15 protein-coding genes, 1 tRNA gene and 1 pseudogene are annotated in these 17,590 nt (G+C 66.5%); 7 read left to right on the forward strand and 10 right to left on the reverse strand.

Going from position 1 to position 17,590, the window contains the following annotated elements:
• Positions 1–63: 63 nt before the first annotated feature.
• Positions 64–3,012, reverse strand: a complete 2,949-nt coding sequence (locus ACW17Y_RS11115) for a TonB-dependent receptor (RefSeq protein WP_492035765.1) — start codon at positions 3,010–3,012, stop codon at positions 64–66.
• 195 nt (positions 3,013–3,207) lie between these two features.
• Between ACW17Y_RS11115 and ACW17Y_RS11120 the strand changes: the two genes are divergently transcribed.
• Entirely contained in the window at positions 3,208–4,575 is a 1,368-nt protein-coding gene (locus tag ACW17Y_RS11120; protein WP_492035766.1) for a pectate lyase family protein, read from the forward strand.
• On the opposite strand, the gene ACW17Y_RS11125 is transcribed toward ACW17Y_RS11120, so the two are convergent.
• On the reverse strand, positions 4,572–4,853 hold the full coding sequence (locus ACW17Y_RS11125) for a SemiSWEET family sugar transporter (protein ID WP_492035767.1): 282 nt from the start codon (positions 4,851–4,853) through the stop codon (positions 4,572–4,574). The two genes, ACW17Y_RS11120 and ACW17Y_RS11125, sit on opposite strands and share 4 nt — an antisense overlap.
• On the reverse strand, positions 4,850–5,344 hold the full coding sequence (locus ACW17Y_RS11130; protein ID WP_492035768.1) for a low affinity iron permease family protein: 495 nt from the start codon (positions 5,342–5,344) through the stop codon (positions 4,850–4,852). The genes ACW17Y_RS11125 and ACW17Y_RS11130 overlap by 4 nt, the downstream gene beginning before the upstream one ends.
• Before the next feature lie 214 nt (positions 5,345–5,558).
• Between ACW17Y_RS11130 and ACW17Y_RS11135 the strand changes: the two genes are divergently transcribed.
• Positions 5,559–6,212 (forward strand): IPTL-CTERM sorting domain-containing protein, encoded by a 654-nt coding sequence (locus ACW17Y_RS11135; RefSeq protein WP_492035769.1) that lies wholly within the window; start codon positions 5,559–5,561, stop codon positions 6,210–6,212.
• Between the two features lie 83 nt (positions 6,213–6,295).
• Here the strand turns inward: ACW17Y_RS11135 and ACW17Y_RS11140 are convergent, their stop codons facing one another.
• Together ACW17Y_RS11140 and ACW17Y_RS11145 are read right to left on the reverse strand one after the other, a co-directional pair.
• Positions 6,296–7,858 (reverse strand): amidase, encoded by a 1,563-nt coding sequence (locus ACW17Y_RS11140; protein WP_492035770.1) that lies wholly within the window; start codon positions 7,856–7,858, stop codon positions 6,296–6,298.
• Complete coding sequence (locus tag ACW17Y_RS11145) at positions 7,795–10,035, reverse strand: S9 family peptidase (RefSeq protein ID WP_492035771.1); 2,241 nt, start codon at positions 10,033–10,035, stop codon at positions 7,795–7,797. The genes ACW17Y_RS11140 and ACW17Y_RS11145 overlap by 64 nt, the downstream gene beginning before the upstream one ends.
• 211 nt (positions 10,036–10,246) lie before the next feature.
• Between ACW17Y_RS11145 and ACW17Y_RS11150 the strand changes: the two genes are divergently transcribed.
• Both ACW17Y_RS11150 and ACW17Y_RS11155 read left to right on the forward strand, forming a co-directional pair.
• The gene (locus ACW17Y_RS11150) at positions 10,247–11,062 is read left to right on the forward strand and encodes a ferredoxin--NADP reductase (RefSeq protein ID WP_492035772.1); all 816 of its coding nucleotides are present in this window, start codon (positions 10,247–10,249) and stop codon (positions 11,060–11,062) included.
• Between the two features lie 58 nt (positions 11,063–11,120).
• Positions 11,121–11,393 carry a chorismate mutase gene (locus ACW17Y_RS11155; RefSeq protein ID WP_492038290.1) on the forward strand — a complete coding sequence of 91 codons (273 nt, stop codon included), beginning with the start codon at positions 11,121–11,123 and terminating at the stop codon, positions 11,391–11,393.
• Here the strand turns inward: ACW17Y_RS11155 and ACW17Y_RS11160 are convergent.
• A complete protein-coding gene (locus tag ACW17Y_RS11160; RefSeq protein WP_492035773.1) occupies positions 11,390–11,743 on the reverse strand; it encodes an Hpt domain-containing protein in 354 nt (117 codons plus the stop codon). The two genes, ACW17Y_RS11155 and ACW17Y_RS11160, sit on opposite strands and share 4 nt — an antisense overlap.
• A complete protein-coding gene (locus ACW17Y_RS11165) occupies positions 11,743–13,194 on the reverse strand; it encodes an amino acid permease (protein ID WP_492035774.1) in 1,452 nt (483 codons plus the stop codon). The genes ACW17Y_RS11160 and ACW17Y_RS11165 overlap by 1 nt, the downstream gene beginning before the upstream one ends.
• A gap of 164 nt (positions 13,195–13,358) precedes the next feature.
• Here ACW17Y_RS11165 and ACW17Y_RS11170 point away from each other — a divergent pair.
• Positions 13,359–13,434: transfer RNA gene (locus tag ACW17Y_RS11170), tRNA-Lys, on the forward strand.
• 10 nt (positions 13,435–13,444) lie between these two features.
• Here ACW17Y_RS11170 and ACW17Y_RS11175 read toward each other — a convergent pair.
• A complete protein-coding gene (locus ACW17Y_RS11175) occupies positions 13,445–14,440 on the reverse strand; it encodes a helix-turn-helix domain-containing protein (RefSeq protein ID WP_492035775.1) in 996 nt (331 codons plus the stop codon).
• Positions 14,441–14,586: 146 nt separating this feature from the next.
• On the opposite strand from ACW17Y_RS11175, the gene ACW17Y_RS11180 reads away from it, so the two are divergent.
• Complete coding sequence (locus ACW17Y_RS11180) at positions 14,587–15,405, forward strand: DUF2306 domain-containing protein (RefSeq protein ID WP_492035776.1); 819 nt, start codon at positions 14,587–14,589, stop codon at positions 15,403–15,405.
• Positions 15,406–15,418: 13 nt separating this feature from the next.
• On the opposite strand, the gene ACW17Y_RS11185 is transcribed toward ACW17Y_RS11180, so the two are convergent.
• Positions 15,419–15,886 carry an IS5 family transposase gene (locus ACW17Y_RS11185; RefSeq protein WP_492035777.1) on the reverse strand — a complete coding sequence of 156 codons (468 nt, stop codon included), beginning with the start codon at positions 15,884–15,886 and terminating at the stop codon, positions 15,419–15,421.
• Between the two features lie 33 nt (positions 15,887–15,919).
• On the opposite strand from ACW17Y_RS11185, the gene ACW17Y_RS11190 reads away from it, so the two are divergent.
• Positions 15,920–16,945, forward strand: a complete 1,026-nt coding sequence (locus tag ACW17Y_RS11190) for an IS110 family RNA-guided transposase (protein ID WP_492035778.1) — start codon at positions 15,920–15,922, stop codon at positions 16,943–16,945.
• Between the two features lie 253 nt (positions 16,946–17,198).
• On the opposite strand, the pseudogene ACW17Y_RS11195 reads toward ACW17Y_RS11190, so the two are convergent.
• Positions 17,199–17,537, reverse strand: a pseudogene (locus tag ACW17Y_RS11195) (IS5 family transposase); the annotation flags it as partial.
• Positions 17,538–17,590 lie beyond the last annotated feature (53 nt).

Here is a 17,590-nt window from a genome sequence, read left to right on the forward strand (position 1 = left end):
ACAAAGAAAGGCCGGAGAAGGTTTCCCTTCCCCGGCCCAGGTCGCGTTCAGGAGTGAACGATCCTAGAAGCGGTAACGCGCACCGAAGTAATACTGGCGGCCCGTGTGGTGATAGACCGACGTCGACTGGCGGCTGCCGTCGCCGACGTACTGGTGGTTCTCCTCGTCCGTCAGGTTCAGACCTTCGAAGGTCAGGCTGACCTGTTCCGTCAGGTTGAAGGACGACGAGACATCCCAGTTCAGGGTTTCGTTCTTGCCCTCGATCAGGTTGCCGTTCCGGCCCGGGACGTTCTGCAGATACTGCTGGCGGTAGGAAGCCGAGACCCGCGCCGAGAACCGGTCATCCTCGTAGTACAGGGTGCCGTTGTAAGCTTCCGGCGACAGGTTGATCAGGTCGTTGGTCACGAAGGTCGTGCACAGCGCGTCGTTGCAGTAGTCGATTTCGGATTCGACGTGGGTGTAGTTCAGCTGGATTCCCGTGTTCTCCAGGAAGCCCGGCAGGAAGCGGAAGGGCTGCTGGTAGCTGATCTCGAAGCCCTTCAGCGGGCCGCCTTCGGTGTTCACCGCGGAGGTCAGCTGGAAGACGGTCGAGCCCGAACAAACGCCCGTGCAGAAGGCCGGATCGAAGGCCGACGGGTTCAGACCGGTCAGGGCCGTATACGGCAGGTCCTGACGGATGATCTGAATGTAGGTGTCGATGTCCTTGTAGAAGTAGGCGAAGGACAGCAGGCTTTCCGGCGCGAAATACCATTCGACAGTGAAGTCGTAGGTCTTGGCGCGGAACGGCTCCAGGCCGACGTTGCCGATCGAGGCCGTGAAGTTCGGGCCCGTCGTCGACAGCGATGTGGTCGGCACCAGATAGTTGGTCCCGGCCAGGGTGTTGCCGATCTGGGGACGCGCCATCACCTTGGCGGCGCCGAAGCGGACGATCAGGTCCTCCATCGGCTCGATGGCCAGGTTCATCGACGGCAGGACGTCGTCGTACTTGTTCTCGCCACGGACGCGCGTGCCGCCGCCGGTCGAGGAGTAACCCTCGGCGATCAGCTCGGTATAGGCCTTGCGAACGCCGATGTTGCCGCGGAACGGCATGCCGCCGAGGTCGGTGTTGAAGTCCGCCTGGACATAGAAGGCGAAGTCGTTTTCCTCGATCGTCCGGTTGCCGCCGCGGGCGTTGCCGTTGGTGATGCTGGTCAGGGTGAAGTCACCGCCGGCCACGCCCGTGTTGCAGTTGCAGTAGATGTTGAACAGGCTGGCGATGGCGTCGAGGTTCGGACGCACCCAGGACGAGGCCGTGCCGGCGGGGATCAGATCGGCGCCGAAGCCGGTCAGCAGATTGGTGATGCCGGCGATCGTCGTGCCGGCCGGCAGGGCCGGAACCACCGTCTCGTCCGTCCGGCGGAACTCATAGGAGTCCGACAGATAGGTCTTGCCGTTCAGACCGGCTTTCAGGGTCAGCCAGTCGTTGACGTCCCAGGCGATGTCGCCCGATACGGCTTCGAAGGTGGTGTCCACGCCGTTCGGACGAAGCCGGATCTCCGAGCGCGGCAGGCTGGCCAGGGTCGTGCCCAGGCTGACGTCACGCCAGGCCCAGTTGGCCGGATTGGCGACGTCGAAGCCGTAGTTGATGACCGGGGTGTTCGGGTTGTTGCGGAAGTCGAACGAATAACCCTGGACGTTCTGGCGATCGAGGGTGACCGTCGTCTGGACCGGGTTGGAGAACTCCGACTGGGCCCGGCCGACGTAGAACTTGCCGCGCAGGGTGTCGGTGAACTGGCGATCGATGGTGAAGTTCACCTGGGTGAACTCGGTCGACAGCTCGTCATAGCGCTGCTCGGAACGGACATCGACGTTGTCGAAGACGCCATAGACCAGGGCGTTGTTCTCGACGGCCGCCTGACGCACGGCGATCTGGGTCTGGCCCCCGGCAGCCGCGTTGCGGCTGAACGACAGGGATTCCAGGAAGTCTTCCTGACGGGTCGCGTCCAGCTTCGAATAGAGGATGTCGAGGCTCATGACGGTGTCGTCATCGGGCGCGAACTGGAACGAACCGGTGACGCCCAGCCGCTCCTGGTGGTGGGTCAGGCGGCCATAGCGCGGCAGGCGCGGGATGAAGACGCCCGCCTGGTTGGCCGTATTGTAGGCGGCGATGTTCTCGGCGGTGCCGGCCGGACGGTTCACGCCGGTGGCGCAGGTCGTTGCCGTGGTGCCGTTGGCGGTGCTGTTGCCGGGGTTCTGAGGGGTAAGGCCCAGCGGCGAGCAGAAGCCGCCGGAGTTGCTGGAGCCCGGAGCTGCGGCGGGGGCCCAGCGCACGGAGCTGAAGCCCTCTTCCCACAGGTCGCGCTCGGAATAGGCGACCGACACCAGGGCGCCGAACATGCCGTCGTTCCAGGTGTTGGACAGCAGCAGCGCGCCGCGCGGGTTGGTCGTTTCCGAAAGGTCGTTGTAGCCGCCCTGGACCGAGGCCGCGAGGGTGAAGCCGTCATAGTCGAACGGGCGCGTGGCCTGCAGGTCGATCGTCGCGCCCAGCGAGCCCTCTTCGGTCTCGGCGGCGGCCGTCTTGCGCACGGTGATCGAGTTGAAAAGCTCTGAAGCGAAGACGTTGAAGTCGAAGCCGCGGCCGCGGTTTGCGCCGCCCGAGGAGTCCGTGCCGCCCGTGGTGGCCTGGGCCTCCATGCCGTTGATACGGGTGCGGGTGAAGTCCGAAGACAGGCCGCGGACCGTGATCGAACGGCCTTCACCGGCGTCGCGGTCGATCGAGACGCCCGGAATGCGCTGGACGGCTTCGGCCAGGTTCAGGTCGGGGAAGTCGGCGATGTCCTCGGCGACGATGGCGTCCACGACGCCCGCTTCACGGCGCTTGATGCCGAGCGCCGCGTCGAGCGAGGCGCGGAAGCCGGTGACGACGATTTCGTCGACCTGGGTCGCCTCATCATCCTGCGCGGGTGCGGTCTGTGCAGACGCCGACGCCACCCCAAGGGTCAGCGCGATGGCGAGACCGGATACACCGGCCACAAGCCCTTGACGAAGAGCGCACGGGCGCCCCTGACGATACTGATACATAGTGCCTCCTCCCAAGGAATGTCATGACGCCGGCTTGTCGCCGATCTGTTATTGCCGATCCGGAGCCTTCCCCGTGACCGATTGACACCGGTATCATTTACAGCCGACAAACGACCTGACACCGGTATCAATAGCGAACCTAACCCGATGAAGACCGATCTTGCAACCCGTCTCGTTCAGGCAAGCGTGGCGGCTGGCATTCTCGCCACAGCCGCCGGATGCGCCACGGCCGCCGCGCCTGGACAGGCTGACGCGGCGGAGATCGTCGCCTTCCCGGGCGCGCTCGGCGCGGGTCGGGCGGCCGTCGGGGGACGCGGCGGAGCGGTGCTTCGCGTCACCAACCTGAACGATTCGGGCCCCGGCAGCCTGCGCGCCGCGGTCGAGACAGACGGCCCGCGCACGGTCGTCTTCGACATCGGCGGCACGATCCGGCTGACGACGCCTCTGCGCATCCGCGAGCCGCGCCTCACCCTCGCCGGACAGACGGCGCCCGGCGGCGGAATCACCCTGCGCGGCCAGCCCCTGCTGATCTCGGCGGACGACGTGGTGATCCGCTACATCCGCTCGCGCCTCGGCGACGAGGACGGGGTTGAGACCGACGCGGTCACCATCGACCGGGGCCAGCGCATCATTCTCGACCACGTCTCCGCCTCCTGGTCGGTGGACGAGACCCTGTCGATCGGCAGCCGCGACCGCGTCATCGACGCCGTCACCGTCCAGTGGTCGATTATCGCCGAGAGCCTGAACCTGTCGGCCCATTCCAAGGGCGACCACGGCTATGGCTCGCTGGTGCGCGGCAATCGCGGGGCCCGCTTCACCTTCCATCACAACCTCTGGGCCGCCCACCGCGCCAGGATGCCGCGGCCCGGCAACTATCTGACGCCCGACATCGATCCGGTCGGCCCGTATTTCGAGTTCACCAACAACGTCTTCTACGACTGGGGTCAGGGCCATGCCGGCTACAACGCCGACAAGGATCCGGCGACGATCTCGACCTATGTCTTCGCCGGCAACGCCTACAGACGCGGCCCGGATTCGACCGGCGCGGTGATCTTTGAGGAGGAGTCCCCGGCGGCCCATGCCTGGTTCGAGGGCAACAGCATCGACGGCGTCACGCCCGCCGATCCGTGGGAGCCGGTGACCGGCGACGACGCCCCCGGCTATCGCCTGACCGCCCTCCCCGACTGGGCCATGGGCGCGACCGAGACGGCGGATCAGGCTTATGCGTCGGTGCTGGCGAAAGCCGGCGCCTCGCGCGCCCGGGACGCCGTGGACGCCCGCATCCTCGCCGGCGTCGCCGACCGCACGGGCCGGATCATCAACAGCCAGACCGACGTCGGCGGCTGGCCCGATCTCGCCCCCGGAACGCCCTGGATCGATACCGACGCCGACGGCATGCCCGACGACTGGGAAACCGCCCACGGTCTCGATCCCGCGACCGCAGACGGCGCGGCCGACCGCAACGGCGACGGCTACACCAACCTCGAGGACTGGCTGAACAGTCTCGCGACCTAGGCCCTGTCCGGGTCCCCGTCCCGGAACCGCCACTTCATCGCCAGCACCCCGCTCGCCATGACCAGGGCGGCGGCGTTCGCGATCGTGACCGGCCAGGCCTCGGTCAGCACGCCATAGACGACCCACAGCACGAAACAGGTCACGGTCAGGGAATAGGTCTTGAGCGACACGGACGAGGCGTCCCGATCCTTCCAGATCTTGATCATCTGCGGCGCGAAACTGACGATCGAACAGGCCGCCGCGGCCGTGCCGAAGACGTTGGCGATCAGGTCGCTCACGCCTTGGACCTGGCGCGTGATCTGGCGGCCGGTTTGCGTTCTGCGGCCGGCGTCGCCGCCCTGGGCTGGAGCGCCTCCACGTCTTCGGCGCGTACCGCGGGCTTGCCCTTGATGGCGCGTGCAGGCTTGCCCGCATGGACTTCCAGCCCCCGCTTCTCGACCTCCTCCAGAATCTTGTCGAGCTCGCGTTCGGTCAGGTGTTCGATGCCGATGAACCGCGCGTCGGCCTTCTTCACCGCATAGACCAGCTCATCCAGCTTGGCCTGCATGGCCGCCCCGTCGCGGTTCTGGGTGTTCTGGATCAGGAAGACCATCAGGAAGGTGATGATGGTCGTACCGGTGTTGATCACCAGTTGCCAGGTCTCGCTGAACCCGAAGATCGGCCCGGTCGCCGCCCAGACGACGACGATCCCCAGACAGGTGATGAAGGTCCACGGCTTGCCCGCGATCTTGGCGGTCAGGGTGGCGAAACGGACGAACAGCTTTTCCATGCGGGCGGAACGGCCAAGCTTGGCGACGGTTCCTGAGTCTGCATTCGGGCAGATCGCCTAGGACCGCTTCCGGCCCGAAGCGGACCATCCGAGGTCTACCACCAGCCCCGATCGAAGTGCACCAAAAGTGTCCAGTGGCGAACGTCCCTCAACGCGGTAAGCTTCGCGGTTGACGCACCGGCCGCCGATGCGTGCGGCATCATTTGGGGGATACGTGTTCAAAACCGTCCAGCTCATCCTCGCGACCGCTCTTGCGGCAGCCCTTCTCGCTTTCGGCAACCCGGCTGGGGCCCAGACGATCGGCGAAGCGGCGAGCACCAATGACTTTCCTGTTCAGCAGGGTTTTCAGACCGTCATCGGCCAATCCGTCTCGCCACCCGCTGCAATCCTAAACAGCTACACCCTGTATGTGTGGCGAACCACGGCGACGTTGTCGGTCGTCCCGTTCGTCTATGAGTGGACCGGTGATCCGCAAACCAACTACACGCCGAACATCGTCTGGACCGGCGCTCCGGTCTCGATCACCAGCACCACGAGCGCTCCGGTCGTAATCCCGACCGGCGGCATCACCCTGGATCCCAGCAAAATTTACGTGCTTGCCGTCAGACTTCAAAGTCCCGGCGTCGAGGCCGGCAGCTATGCCCAGAACAACGCGGGCGGTTATGCCCCGGGATCGAGAATCTTCGGTGACCCTCCGAGCGTTCAAGGGGGTGGTGTCGGCCTCTCCGACCTGCGGTTCTCCGCCAGCTTCTCTGCGCCGGCGCCGGTTCCGACCCTGTCGGAGTGGGCGATGATCCTGCTGGGCCTGACGCTGGCGGGCGTCGCGGCGCTACACCTTCAGCGACGACAGCTGACGGCCTGGTCGTAACACCAGAAAGACTTGGCGGCCTCGCTGGCGACAGCGGGGCCGTTTGCATGTCCGCTTCCCACCCTTAGCGGACCTTGCGAAGGTCAGTTCGCCGGCGGCGCCACCCGCGCATGCGTCTTCTGCTCGAACGCATACCCCAGCGACAGGACCGTCGCGTCCTGCCAGGCGCCGGCCATGAAGCTGATCCCGACCGGCATGCCGCGATCCATCCCCATCGGGACGGTCAGGTGCGGATAGCCGGCGACGGCGGCCAGGGTGCTGGCCGACCCCTGCCCCTCGTCGTCATCCTCCCGGTCGTTGGTCCAGGCGCGCGAGGTGGTCGGCGAGACCAGGGCCACCACCCCGTTCTCCGCCATCATCTTGTCGATCCCCTCGACGCCCGACAACCTCAGCGAGGTCTCGCGCGCCGTCACATAGGCCGGGTCTTCCAGCCCGCCGGTCGCCTCGGCCCGTTCGAACAGCTCCTGTCCGAACAGGACGGTCTCGCGCGGCTCGGCGGCGTTGAAGGCGATCACATCCGCCAGGGTTCGCGTCGGCACCTGCTCCGGGTCGGTCGATGCCAGATAGGCGTTCAGGTCGACCTTCAGCTCTGTCAGCAACACCGTCAGCTGCGCCCCGCCGATGGCCCGCATGTCCGGTCCTTCGGTAATCTCGACCAGTTCGGCGCCGGCGTCGCGCATGGCCTGCAGCGACCGCTCGAACGCCGCCTTGGTGTCGTCCGAGAAGTTGTTCGCCAGGAACCGCAGCACCCCGATCCGCGCGCCCCGCAGGGCGTTCACATCTAGTGCGGCGACATAGTCGACCTTGCGCGCATCGGCGTCGGCCGTCGCAGCATCGGCGGGATCCGACCCGGCGATCGCGTTCATCACCCGCGCGGCGTTCTCCACCGTGTCGGCGATGGGGCCCGCGGTATCCTGCGAATGGCTGATCGGCACGATGTGGGTGCGGCTGACCAGCCCCACGGTGGGCTTGAACCCGACCACGCCGTTGACCGAGGCCGGGCAGACGATGGAGCCGTTGGTCTCCGTCCCGATGGCGACGGGCGCCAGTCCGACGGCCACTGCGACGGCGCTGCCCGACGACGATCCGCAGGATGTTCGCATCGTATCATAGGGATTGGGCGTCAGCCCCCCGACAGCGCTCCAGCCGCTGATCGACCGGTTCGAACGGATGTTGGCCCACTCCGAGAGGTTGGCCTTGCCGAGGATCAGGAAGCCCGCCTCGCGCAGCCGCGTGACCAGCGGCGCGTCGCGACCCGGCGCGTTGTTCGCCAACGCCAGAGAGCCCGCCGTCGTCGGCATGTCGGCCGTCTCGATATTGTCCTTCAGCAGGATGGACAGGCCGTCCCCTCCGCGCGCCTCGAACGCCGCGACGTCCGGCAGCGGAGTCCAACGGATGACCGCGTGGGAGTTGGCCGCGTCGGAGTAGCATTTGGCGAGTTGGACCAACGCGGCGGATTGGACAGGACCCGCGCCCCGCGTCGCCGCGAGAGCGCCGCACTCCACGTCCGATGCCGCCGCTTGCGCGGCCAGGATCGGCGCCGTGTCCTGCGCGAACGCCGGCGCCGCCAGCCCCGCGAGGATCAGTCCCCCGACGGCGCCCGCGATCCGATCGTGCGATCGAGGAAGTCGAGATACGTGCGCCATTGTTGCAGCTGCCTTTCGTTGCCCCGAACGCCGTGCCGCTGCCCGGGATAGAGCATCAGTTCGAACGGAATGGATTTCGCCTGAAGCGCGTCGATGACCCGCGTCGAGTTTTCGAGAATGACGTTGTCGTCGGCCATGCCGTGCATCAGCAGAAGCCGGCCAGTGAGATTGTCCAGGCGCGGAATGGCGTCCGAGGCGGCATAGCCTTCCGCGTTCGCTTCCGGGGTCGACATGAACCGCTCGGTATAGTGGGTGTCGTAGAGGCTCCACTCCGTCGGCGGGGCCCCCGCGATCGCCGACGCCAGCCCCATGTCCGGCTCGGTCAGCGCCATCAGGCTCATGAACCCGCCATAGGACCAGCCCATCATGGCGATCCGGGCGTCATCAACATAAGGCAGTGATCTCAGATACTCAGCCCCCAGAACCTGATCCTCGATCTCAGGTTGCCCCATCTTCAGATACAGGGCTTCCTTGAACGCCGCCGACCGGTCGCCCTCGCCGCGGTTGTCGAGGCGGAAGACGATATATCCAGCCTCCGTCAACAGTTGATTGGTCGCCGGCTGCCAGCCCCGTTTCACCCCGCCGCCGCCGGGTCCGCCATAGACCTGCATCACCACCGGATAGGTTTTCGACGGATCGAAATCGACCGGCTTCGACATCTGCCAGACCAGGGTCTCCCCGTGGCTTTCCAGCGTGCCGAACTCCGTTACCGGGCGACGCGAGACATAGGGTGCGAACGGGTGATCGGCGTCCAGCGCGTTCTCCTCGATCCAGCGCACGAAGGTCCCGTCCGCCTGATAAAGGCCCGACCGCATCGGCGTCGTCGGGTCGGTGTAGTTGCCGACATAGGCCGTGCCGGTCCGGTTCATGCTGGCCGACCACCATCCGCCCGCCGGCGTCACCGCCACGGGTTCGACGGTGCGGTTCAGGCTGGCGCGGAACAGCTGCTGCTCGATCGGATATTCCTCGCCGTCGCGCATCGAGGCGGTGAAATAGACGTCGCCCGTTTCGGCATTCACGCCGCTCAGGCTCTTGATCGCATAGTCGCCTTGCGTGATCGGCCGGATCACGCGTCCGTCGGCGCCGTACAGATACAGGTGCCGCCAGCCGCTCTCCTGCGACGACCAGATGAAGGCGCCGTCCTCCAGCGCCTTGAAGTCGTGGCTCAGGGACACCCAGGCGTCCGACCGCTGGGTTGCGATGACCCGCGACGCCCCGGTCGCCGGATCGACCGCCAGCAGGTCAAGCGTCTGCTGGTCCCGCGACTGCCGCTGGACGTAAAGGGTCCCGCCGTCCTTCGACCAGTTCACCCGCGCCAGATAGATGTCGGCGTTCGTGCCCAGGTCGACCTTGACCCGCCGGTTCGCCGCCACGTCCTGCACATACAGTTCGACGACCGCGTTCGGCCGGCCCGCGCGCGGATAGCGCTGCTCGACCACGCTGGCGCCGCCGCCGGTGATGTCCAGACGCGGGACGATATCGACGGTCGATTCATCGGTTCGCTGCAGGGCGATGTATTTCTCGTTCGGGCTCCACCAGTAGCCGGTGTCGCGGTCCATCTCCTCCTGGGCGATGAACTCGGCGGTGGCCCAGGTGATCAGGCCCTCGCCGTCTGTCGTGACGGCCTGCTCGTCCCCGGACGCGAGGTTCAGCACCACCAGATCCTGGTCGCGCACGAAGGACACGTAGTTGCCCTCAGGGCTGACCTTGGCGTCGATCTCGTCGGCCTCGGTCTCGGTCAGGCGGCGAATCTCGCCCCCCTCCCGGCTGGCCAGGAAGATGTCACCTTCCAGCGGCGCAAGGATGTAGCGCCCCTGTTCGTCCCAGGAATACTCAACCACGCCGCGCTGGCTGATCCTCATCCGCTCGCGCCGCGCCTTCTCGGCCTCGGACAGTTCGCCGGCGTCGGGGACCAGCGCCCGCGCGTCGATCAGCTTGAACGGCTCTCCCGCTCCCGTGGGCGCGGCCCACAGGTCCAGCACCGAGACGTCGTCCTCGCGCGCCCGCAGGAAGGCGACCAGTTCACCGTCGGGCGACAGGCTGACCCCCTGGGCCACCGGGCCGTTCAGGCTGGGGTTGGCGAACACCCGTTCCGGCGTCAGCACCGCGGGGTTTGCTTGAGCGAAGGCCGAACCGGCCGTCAGGGCGAAGACGGAAGCAAGAAGAACTGTGCGCATGGGCGCGGACGCTAGCGGTGGAATCTCCCGGCGTCACGCCCCTTCCATTCCGGCCCCTGCGACCCACCTTGTCGTATCCCTCTGCCAGGCCTTCGATCCAGCGGGGCGCGATCTGGACTCATTGGACAAGCTGGACTCATTGGACAGGAGTCCAGCTTCCGCGACCCTGACGACCTTTCACCCGGCGGCCCGTCCGCCTAGAAGACCCGCAATGACCGACGCCGCCCTCTCCCCGCCGCCGCCCAAGCCCTCCGCCTTCCACGAGCTCGAGGTTCAGTGGGTCCATCACTGGACCGACCAGCTGTTCAGCTTCCGCGTGGCCCGGCCCGAGGATTTCCGCTTCCGCTCCGGGGAGTTCGTGATGATCGGCCTGCCCGGCGCTGACGGCGGCAAGCCGGTCCTGCGCGCCTATTCGATCGCGAGCCCGAGCTGGGACGAAGAACTGGAGTTCCTCTCCATCGCCGTGCCCGACGGCCCCCTGACCTCGCGTCTGGTGAACATCAAGGCCGGCGACACCGTATTGATGGGCAAGAAGCCGACCGGCACCCTCGTGCTCGACGCCCTGACCGGCGGCGACACCCTGTGGCTGATCGGAACGGGCACGGGCCTGGCGCCCTGGCTCAGCGTCGCCCGCGACCCCGACACCTACAGCCGCTTCGGCCGCGTCATCGTCTGCCACACGGTCCGCAACGTCGCCGACCTGTCCTACCGCAACTTCCTGACCACAGGCATCCATGAGGATCCCCTGATCGGCGACGAGGCGAAGGCCCAGCTGACCTACTATCCCACCGTGACCCGGGAAGCGTTCGACACCCCCGGCCGGATCACCGACCGCATCTCATCGGGCGCGATCTTCCGCGACCTCGGCCTGCCGGAGGGTTTCTCGCCCGACCGCGACCGCGTCATGCTGTGCGGCTCCATGGCGATGATCAAGGAAACGGCCGCGCTGCTCGACGGCTTCGGCATGAAGGAGGGCTCCAACGCAGAGCCCGGCGACTACGTACTGGAGCGCGCCTTTGTCGGTTGAACACCACCCGCAGATCGTGGCCGTGGATGCGCGGGTGGATCCCGCAGCCTGCGAGACCATGGTCGAGGTTCGCCAGGGCGTCGACGCCCTCGACCGCGCCCTGGTCGCCCTGCTGTCCGAACGCCAGCGCTACATGGACGCCGCCGCCCGCATCAAGCCCGATCGCGACGCCGTCCACGACGATGCCCGCATCGAGGACGTGGTGTCCAAGGTTCTTGCGGCCGCAGACGCTCATCACCTCTCGCGTGACATCGCCGAACCGGTCTGGCGCCTGCTGATCGACCGCTGCATCGCCCACGAGTTCGGCGTCTACGACCGCACGCGGCGCTAGCCCCGCAGCGACCTCAGCATCAGCTCGTGTCGCCAGGCTGCGACATCAGCAAGGGCCTGGCCAAGGGCGTCACGGACATGGTCCAGCTTGGCCGGGGCCACGTCCTTTTCCGCCGCCTCGGCTTCGGCGCAGACCCCGGCCAGCACGCCTGCCCCGATCCCAGCCGCCGCCCCCCGGATCGTGTGCACGGCGTCGCGCCAGCCCTCGATCCGGGCATCCAGCATCGGGGACCAGATCCCGGCCTGCTGCACGAACAGGCCGAGGACCTCTTCCGCGACCCCGTCGTCGCCGCCCGTCGTCCGGTCCAGGACCGAAAAGTCGACGGCGCCCGACAGGTCGCGGCGGGACATCAGGCGGCCTGATCCGGGTTCTTGGCCAGACGCGCGTTCCGCGACGACCAGAGGAAGTAGACGACCAGTCCGCCGAGGTTCCAGTACAGGAAGTACAGCTGGGTCCGGGTCTGCAGGCTGAAGAAGAAGACGATGCAGCCGACAATCGTGACCGCACCGACCAGCCACCACAGGGGCGCCTTGAACATCCGCACCCGGTTCGGATCGCGCAGGCGCAGGACGATCAGGCTGACGCCCACCGCCGCGAACGCCGCCAGCGTCCCCGCATTGGCCAGCGACGCCAGCTCGTCCAGACGCATGACGCCCGCGAGGGCCGCGACCACGATGGCGGTGAACACCGTCACCACTGCCGGCACGCCACGCGACGAGATCTTCGCCAGCGAGGTCGGCAGCAGGCCGTCGCGCGCCATGCCAAGGAAGATGCGGCTCTGGCCGAACAGGAAGGCCAGCAGCACGGTCGGCAGGGCGATCACGGCGCTCGCCGCGATCCACTGAGCCGCTGTCCCCTGCCCCATCTCGCGCAGGATCAGGGCCAGAGGTTCCGGGCTGGCCGCGAAGCTCGCCACCGGCCGCGCGCCGATCGCCGCCGCCGCCACGACCAGATACAGGGCAGTGCAGATCAGCATCGAACCGACGATGCCGATGGCCAGATCGCGCTCGGGCTTCTTGGTCTCTTCCGCCGCCGTCGAGATGGCGTCGAAGCCGTAGAAGGCGAAGAAGATGATCGCCGCCGCCGCCATGACCCCGGTCTGCACCACCGGCTGGCCGGTGATCAGCTCCGCAAACGGCAGGGTTGGCGCCCCGAAGCCGTTCGGCATGAAGGGGGTGAAGTTGGCCGCGTCGAAGGCCGGCAGTGCGATGGCCACGAACACGATCAGGGCCACGACCTTGATGACCACCAGCACCGCGTTCAGCGTCGCGCTTTCCCGCGTGCCCAGGAGCAGCAACCCCGTCACCACGCCGATGATCGCCACGGCCGGCAGGTTGATCAGGCCGCCCTCGACGTGAGGTCCCATCGTCAGGGCCGTCGGCAGGTCGATCCCCAACCCGGTCAGGAAGCCGACGGCATAACCCGACCAACCCACGGCCACGGCCGAGACCACAAGGGAATACTCAAGGATGAGGCTCCACCCCACGATCCAGGCGATCAGTTCGCCCAGCACCGCATAGGAATAGGTATAGGCGCTGCCCGCCTGCGGCATCATGGTCGAGAGCTCGGCATAGGCTAGGGCGGCGCAGGCGCAGACCAGTCCGGCCAGACCGAAGCTGATCATCACGGCCGGCCCCGCCAGCCCGGCGCCGACGCCGATCAGGGTCAGGATCCCGGTGCCGACGATGGCTCCGACGCCCAGAGCCAGCAGGTGCGGCCAGCTCAGAGTCGCCTTCAGCCTCGGTCCATCAGATGCCTGGTGCATCGCGTCGATCGACTTGCGCCGGTTCCAGAAGGCCATTCGCTTAACTCCCCCGATGGCCCTTTGCGGACCGAATCCGGGGGATGCTAGACCGCCCTGCGACGATCCGAAACACCGGGCGGAAAACCCTTGCATCCCGTGGCCGATGTCTCTATTTCCGCCCCCTTCGCCGGACGTCCATGACGACCGTGCGACGATGGTACGGGTGATTAGCTCAGTTGGTAGAGCAGCTGACTCTTAATCAGCGGGTCGTAGGTTCGAACCCTACATCACCCACCATCGTCCCCTTTCAGATCACGACAGACTGGCGGCGCGCAGATCTACAGGCGCGGGGCGTCTGTCCGACCTGGGCCTTGAAGGCCCGGTTGAAAGGCCCGATCGAGCCGAAGCCGCAGTCGAAGGCGATCTCGAGGATCGAAGCGTCGTCCGCGAGGTCGGTCAGCCTCGCCCTGGCCCGCTCGACCCTGTGGTGGTTGATCAGCCGGTTGAAGTTCGGGAACCCCGTCGCCGCGCTGATGCACTGCGACACCCGGTACTCCGGCTCCCCCAACCGGGCCGCGACGTCCCCGATCCTCAGGTCGGGATCGCTGTCGATTTCCTCGTCCTTCAGCAGCCGGAGCAATCTCTCGGCCAGACGGGCGTCCTCAGCCGTCGGCGCACGACGAACCGGCGCCGGCTCCGTCAGCGGATGGCGCAGACGGAACCAGACCGCCGCCATCGCCGCGCCCAACCCGACGGCAGCCGAGCCGCCCTTGATCAGATCGTCCCGCAAGACGTCCTGCGGACTGCCGCTTGAGGCCCACAAGCCCAGCATCGAGGCCGAAACCAGCACGGCATAGACTCCGAGGAAGGCGAGGCGAAACCGCTTCTCCCCGCCCGGCATGTCGCGACGATAGCGATTGAACGGCTCGACGAATGCCAGCAGCAGGGCCGCGGAGCCGCCGATCGCATAGATGTTGCCGGTCACACGCGACGCCACGCCGCCCTCAGGCATCAGCACCGCCAGCGCTCCGCTCACGGCCACCATCAGCCCGACGATGCGCGGCCACCAGGCGTCGCGCGGGGCGGGATCGAACAGGGCCCGTGTCAACAGCCAGGCCCAGCCGCAGGACCCGACGCCCACGGCCTGGAACGCCGTCCCGAACCCGCCGTCCACCACACGCGCGAGTATGAAGCAGCCGAAGGAGAACGCCGCGATCGCCGCATAGGCGCGCAACCGGTCCGGGGGCCGGAACCGCAGCCCGGTCAGGCCGGCGATCGAACTGAAGCCTGCAGTCGTGGACATCGCGTCCCTCCCCGGACCCGTTTCATGACCGGGCCATGTCCCCGAAACAAGAACTTCTGGCCGAATTCCAAATCGGCGAGACGCCGCGCCCGGGCGGCCTGCATCCCTGCCGACGACTTCAAGCTAGAGACCTGTCGGGAGAACCCATGTCGCCTGTCGCTTCCTCGTCGCCTTCACGCGGCCTCGCCGCAAAGGCCCTGCGTTGGGCAGGCCTTCTATGGTTCCTGATCGCCGCCATCGGGCAGACGGCCTTCATCGGCTTCATCGTCGCCTACTACGGCGTGCGCACCGCGACGGGGAATTTCGCCGGCTGGAACGACAAGCCCCTGATCGACGGCTACATCGCCGGTGACGACACGGGGAACATCGTCTTCGCCGCCCACGTCCTGCTCGCCGCCGTTGTCACGCTCGGCGGGCTGATGCAGCTGATCCCCGCCATTCGTCGCCGATGGCCAGGCCTGCACCGCTGGACCGGCCGCACCTTCCTCGTCATCGCGATCCTCATGGCGCTGAGCGGGGTCTGGCTGGCCCTCGTCAGGGGGACCTATCTGTCCACCATCTCCAACGTCGCCATCCTTATCAACGCCGTGCTGATCCTGGTCTTCGCCGGCCTCGCCTGGCGAAACGCGATCAAGCGCAGGTTCGAGCAGCATCGAATGTGGGCGATGCGCACCTTCATGGTGGTCAGCGGGGTCTGGTTCCTGCGGGTCGGGCTGATGGGCTGGGTCGTGCTCAACCGCGGCCCCGCCGGCCTGACCGCTGATATGAGCGGTCCCGTGGACAGCGTGATGACCTTCGGCAGCTACCTGATCCCGCTCACCGTGCTGGAACTCTATTTCGCCGCCCAGCGCCATCCTGGCGCCGCGCTGAAGGTCATCGCCGCCGTCGTGGTCGTCGCGGCCGCCGCCTATACGGCGCTCGGCGTCTTCGGAACCGTGGCCTTCATGTGGGGCCCCTACCTCTAGGACGAATCGACATTCAGCGCATCCAGAGCATGGAAACGGCGATGTGGACGAAGGCGAGGTAGTGGCGAGCGAGCCTGTCGAACCGTGTGGCGAAGCGTCGGAAGTGCTTGAGCTTGTTGAAGCAGCGCTCGACGCGGTTTCTTAGGCGGTAGATCAGGGGATCATGCGGGATCGGGGTCTTGCGTGAACGGGTCGATGGGATGACGGCTTCGGCGCCGATCGCGGCCAGGTGGGCGCGCAGGCTGTTGGCGTCATAGGCCCGGTCGGCGAGGACGGCTTTGGGCTGGTGACCTTCCAGAAGTGCCGGCACAGCGAGAATGTCGTGGCTCTGTCCCGGTGCGATCAGGAAGCGGACCGGCCGTCCGAGCGTGTCGCAGGCCATGTGAACCTTGGTCGTCAGTCCGCCTCGGGAACGCCCCACAGCCGGATTGAGGCCCCCTTTATGGATGGCTCGCCCCTCACTGTATCGTTGGTGCCGCACGACAGAGGGTCGTTTGAAGAGGGAGCGAAGGTCATGGACGTATCGGTTCTTGGAATCGATCTGGGCAAGAACAGCTGCAGCGTCGTTGGGTTGGACTCAACGGGCAAGGTTGTCGTCCGTCGGCGGATGCGGCGAGAGACGGTCATCACCTACGCGGCGACCTTGCCCGCCTGCTTCGTGGCGATGGAGGCCTGCTGCGGCGCGCATCACATGGGACGCACTCTGGCACGGCAAGGTCATACGGTACGGTTGATGTCGCCGGAATATGTCCGTCCCTACGTCAAGGCGCAAAAGAACGACGACCGGGATGCCGAGGCGATCGCGGAAGCGTCAACCAGGCCGACCATGCGGTTCGTCGAGTTGAAGTCTGAGGAGCAGCTCGACATGCAGACCTTGCATCGCATCCGCGACCAGCTCGTCGGGGACCGCACCTCACTGATGAATCAGATCAGAAGCCTTCTTCTCGAGCGGGGTCACATCGTGCCTCAAGGTCGGGCAAAGCTGGCTGTCCGGCTAGGTGAGATGCTGGACGACAGCGCACCGGTGCTCGGCCCACGCATCCATCGGCTCGTGAGCGACATGCGCCTGCGCTGGACCGCCCTCGACGATCGGATTGGAGAGCTTGACGCCGAGTTCGCCGATGCGGCCCGGACGGATGCACGGACACGGAGGTTGCTGACCATCCCCGGTATAGGAGCGCTCAATGCAACCGCGCTGGTGGCCGCTGTCGGTGATGCCCGAACCTTTGGCCGTGGTCGCGATCTTGCCGCTTGGCTCGGTCTGGTTCCGCGGCAGGCGACGACAGGTGGCAAGCCACGGCTGCTTGGCATCACCAAGCGCGGGAGCCGCTATCTGCGAAAGAACCTGATCCAGGGCGCTCGGGCATCACTGCCCGTAATGAGCAAAAGCAACACGCGACTTGGTGCCTGGCTGCGCGGTTTGCTGTCGCGCTCCCATTCCAACACAGTCGTCGTAGCGCTGGCCGCGAAGATGGCGAGGATCGTCTGGGCACTGCTGCGTCATGAACGCGACTACGATCCGATCGCCAAAGCGGTGTGAACAAGATCGGCCGATGCACCATGCATCCGGCTGGATGATGTCTGCGGGAGGTGAGTGAAAGATGGCCTGACAGTCGACCGGTGTCCTGGAACCCTATGGCTAAAAATGGCACTCGATGCCGGCCCCTTTATGAGGACCAGGACGCGCGGATCTCCATCTTGGCCAACGACCTCATGTCGAAAGGCCGGATACGTTTTCGCAGACTGCTTAGAACATCAGCACAAACCGCTTGCCGACGGGGCGAGCCATACGTTTTTGAGCCGCTGCCCCGGCCGGTCGTCGCCTGCTGGTGAGCCCGCACCAGGGTCGAGTCCAGCATCAGATACTGGTTGTCCCGATCCTCCACGAGATCGGCGAAGACCTTCTCCCACACCCCCGCCGCCGCCCATCGGCTGAAGCGCTTGTGCGCCGTCTTCCACTTGCCGTAGCGCTCGGGAAGATCCTGCCAGTGGGCGCCGGATCGCAGCGCCCAGAGGACGCCGTTCACGAACAGCCGGTTGTCCGATCCCGTCCGACCAGGATCCGACGCCTTCCCCGGCAGCAAGGGCTCGATACGAGCCCATTGCGCCTCATCCAGTTCGTAGCGCTTCACGACCATCACAGACCTCCGCCAAAGCGGAGACCTATGAATCATGCATCGGGCCG

The organism is Brevundimonas sp. AVps7 (genome assembly GCF_058681545.1).

Coding starts and splice junctions, on each gene's coding strand:
- ACW17Y_RS11120 (WP_492035766.1), top strand. CDS start 3,208: ATGAAGACCGATCTTGCAACCCGTCTCGTTCAGGCAAGCGTGGCGGCT.
- ACW17Y_RS11130 (WP_492035768.1), bottom strand. CDS start 5,344: ATGGAAAAGCTGTTCGTCCGTTTCGCCACCCTGACCGCCAAGATCGCG.
- ACW17Y_RS11140 (WP_492035770.1), bottom strand. CDS start 7,858: ATGGCGCACGTATCTCGACTTCCTCGATCGCACGATCGGATCGCGGGC.
- ACW17Y_RS11145 (WP_492035771.1), bottom strand. CDS start 10,035: ATGCGCACAGTTCTTCTTGCTTCCGTCTTCGCCCTGACGGCCGGTTCG.
- ACW17Y_RS11150 (WP_492035772.1), top strand. CDS start 10,247: ATGACCGACGCCGCCCTCTCCCCGCCGCCGCCCAAGCCCTCCGCCTTC.
- ACW17Y_RS11155 (WP_492038290.1), top strand. CDS start 11,121: ATGGTCGAGGTTCGCCAGGGCGTCGACGCCCTCGACCGCGCCCTGGTC.
- ACW17Y_RS11160 (WP_492035773.1), bottom strand. CDS start 11,743: ATGTCCCGCCGCGACCTGTCGGGCGCCGTCGACTTTTCGGTCCTGGAC.
- ACW17Y_RS11165 (WP_492035774.1), bottom strand. CDS start 13,194: ATGGCCTTCTGGAACCGGCGCAAGTCGATCGACGCGATGCACCAGGCA.
- ACW17Y_RS11175 (WP_492035775.1), bottom strand. CDS start 14,440: ATGTCCACGACTGCAGGCTTCAGTTCGATCGCCGGCCTGACCGGGCTG.
- ACW17Y_RS11180 (WP_492035776.1), top strand. CDS start 14,587: ATGTCGCCTGTCGCTTCCTCGTCGCCTTCACGCGGCCTCGCCGCAAAG.
- ACW17Y_RS11190 (WP_492035778.1), top strand. CDS start 15,920: ATGGACGTATCGGTTCTTGGAATCGATCTGGGCAAGAACAGCTGCAGC.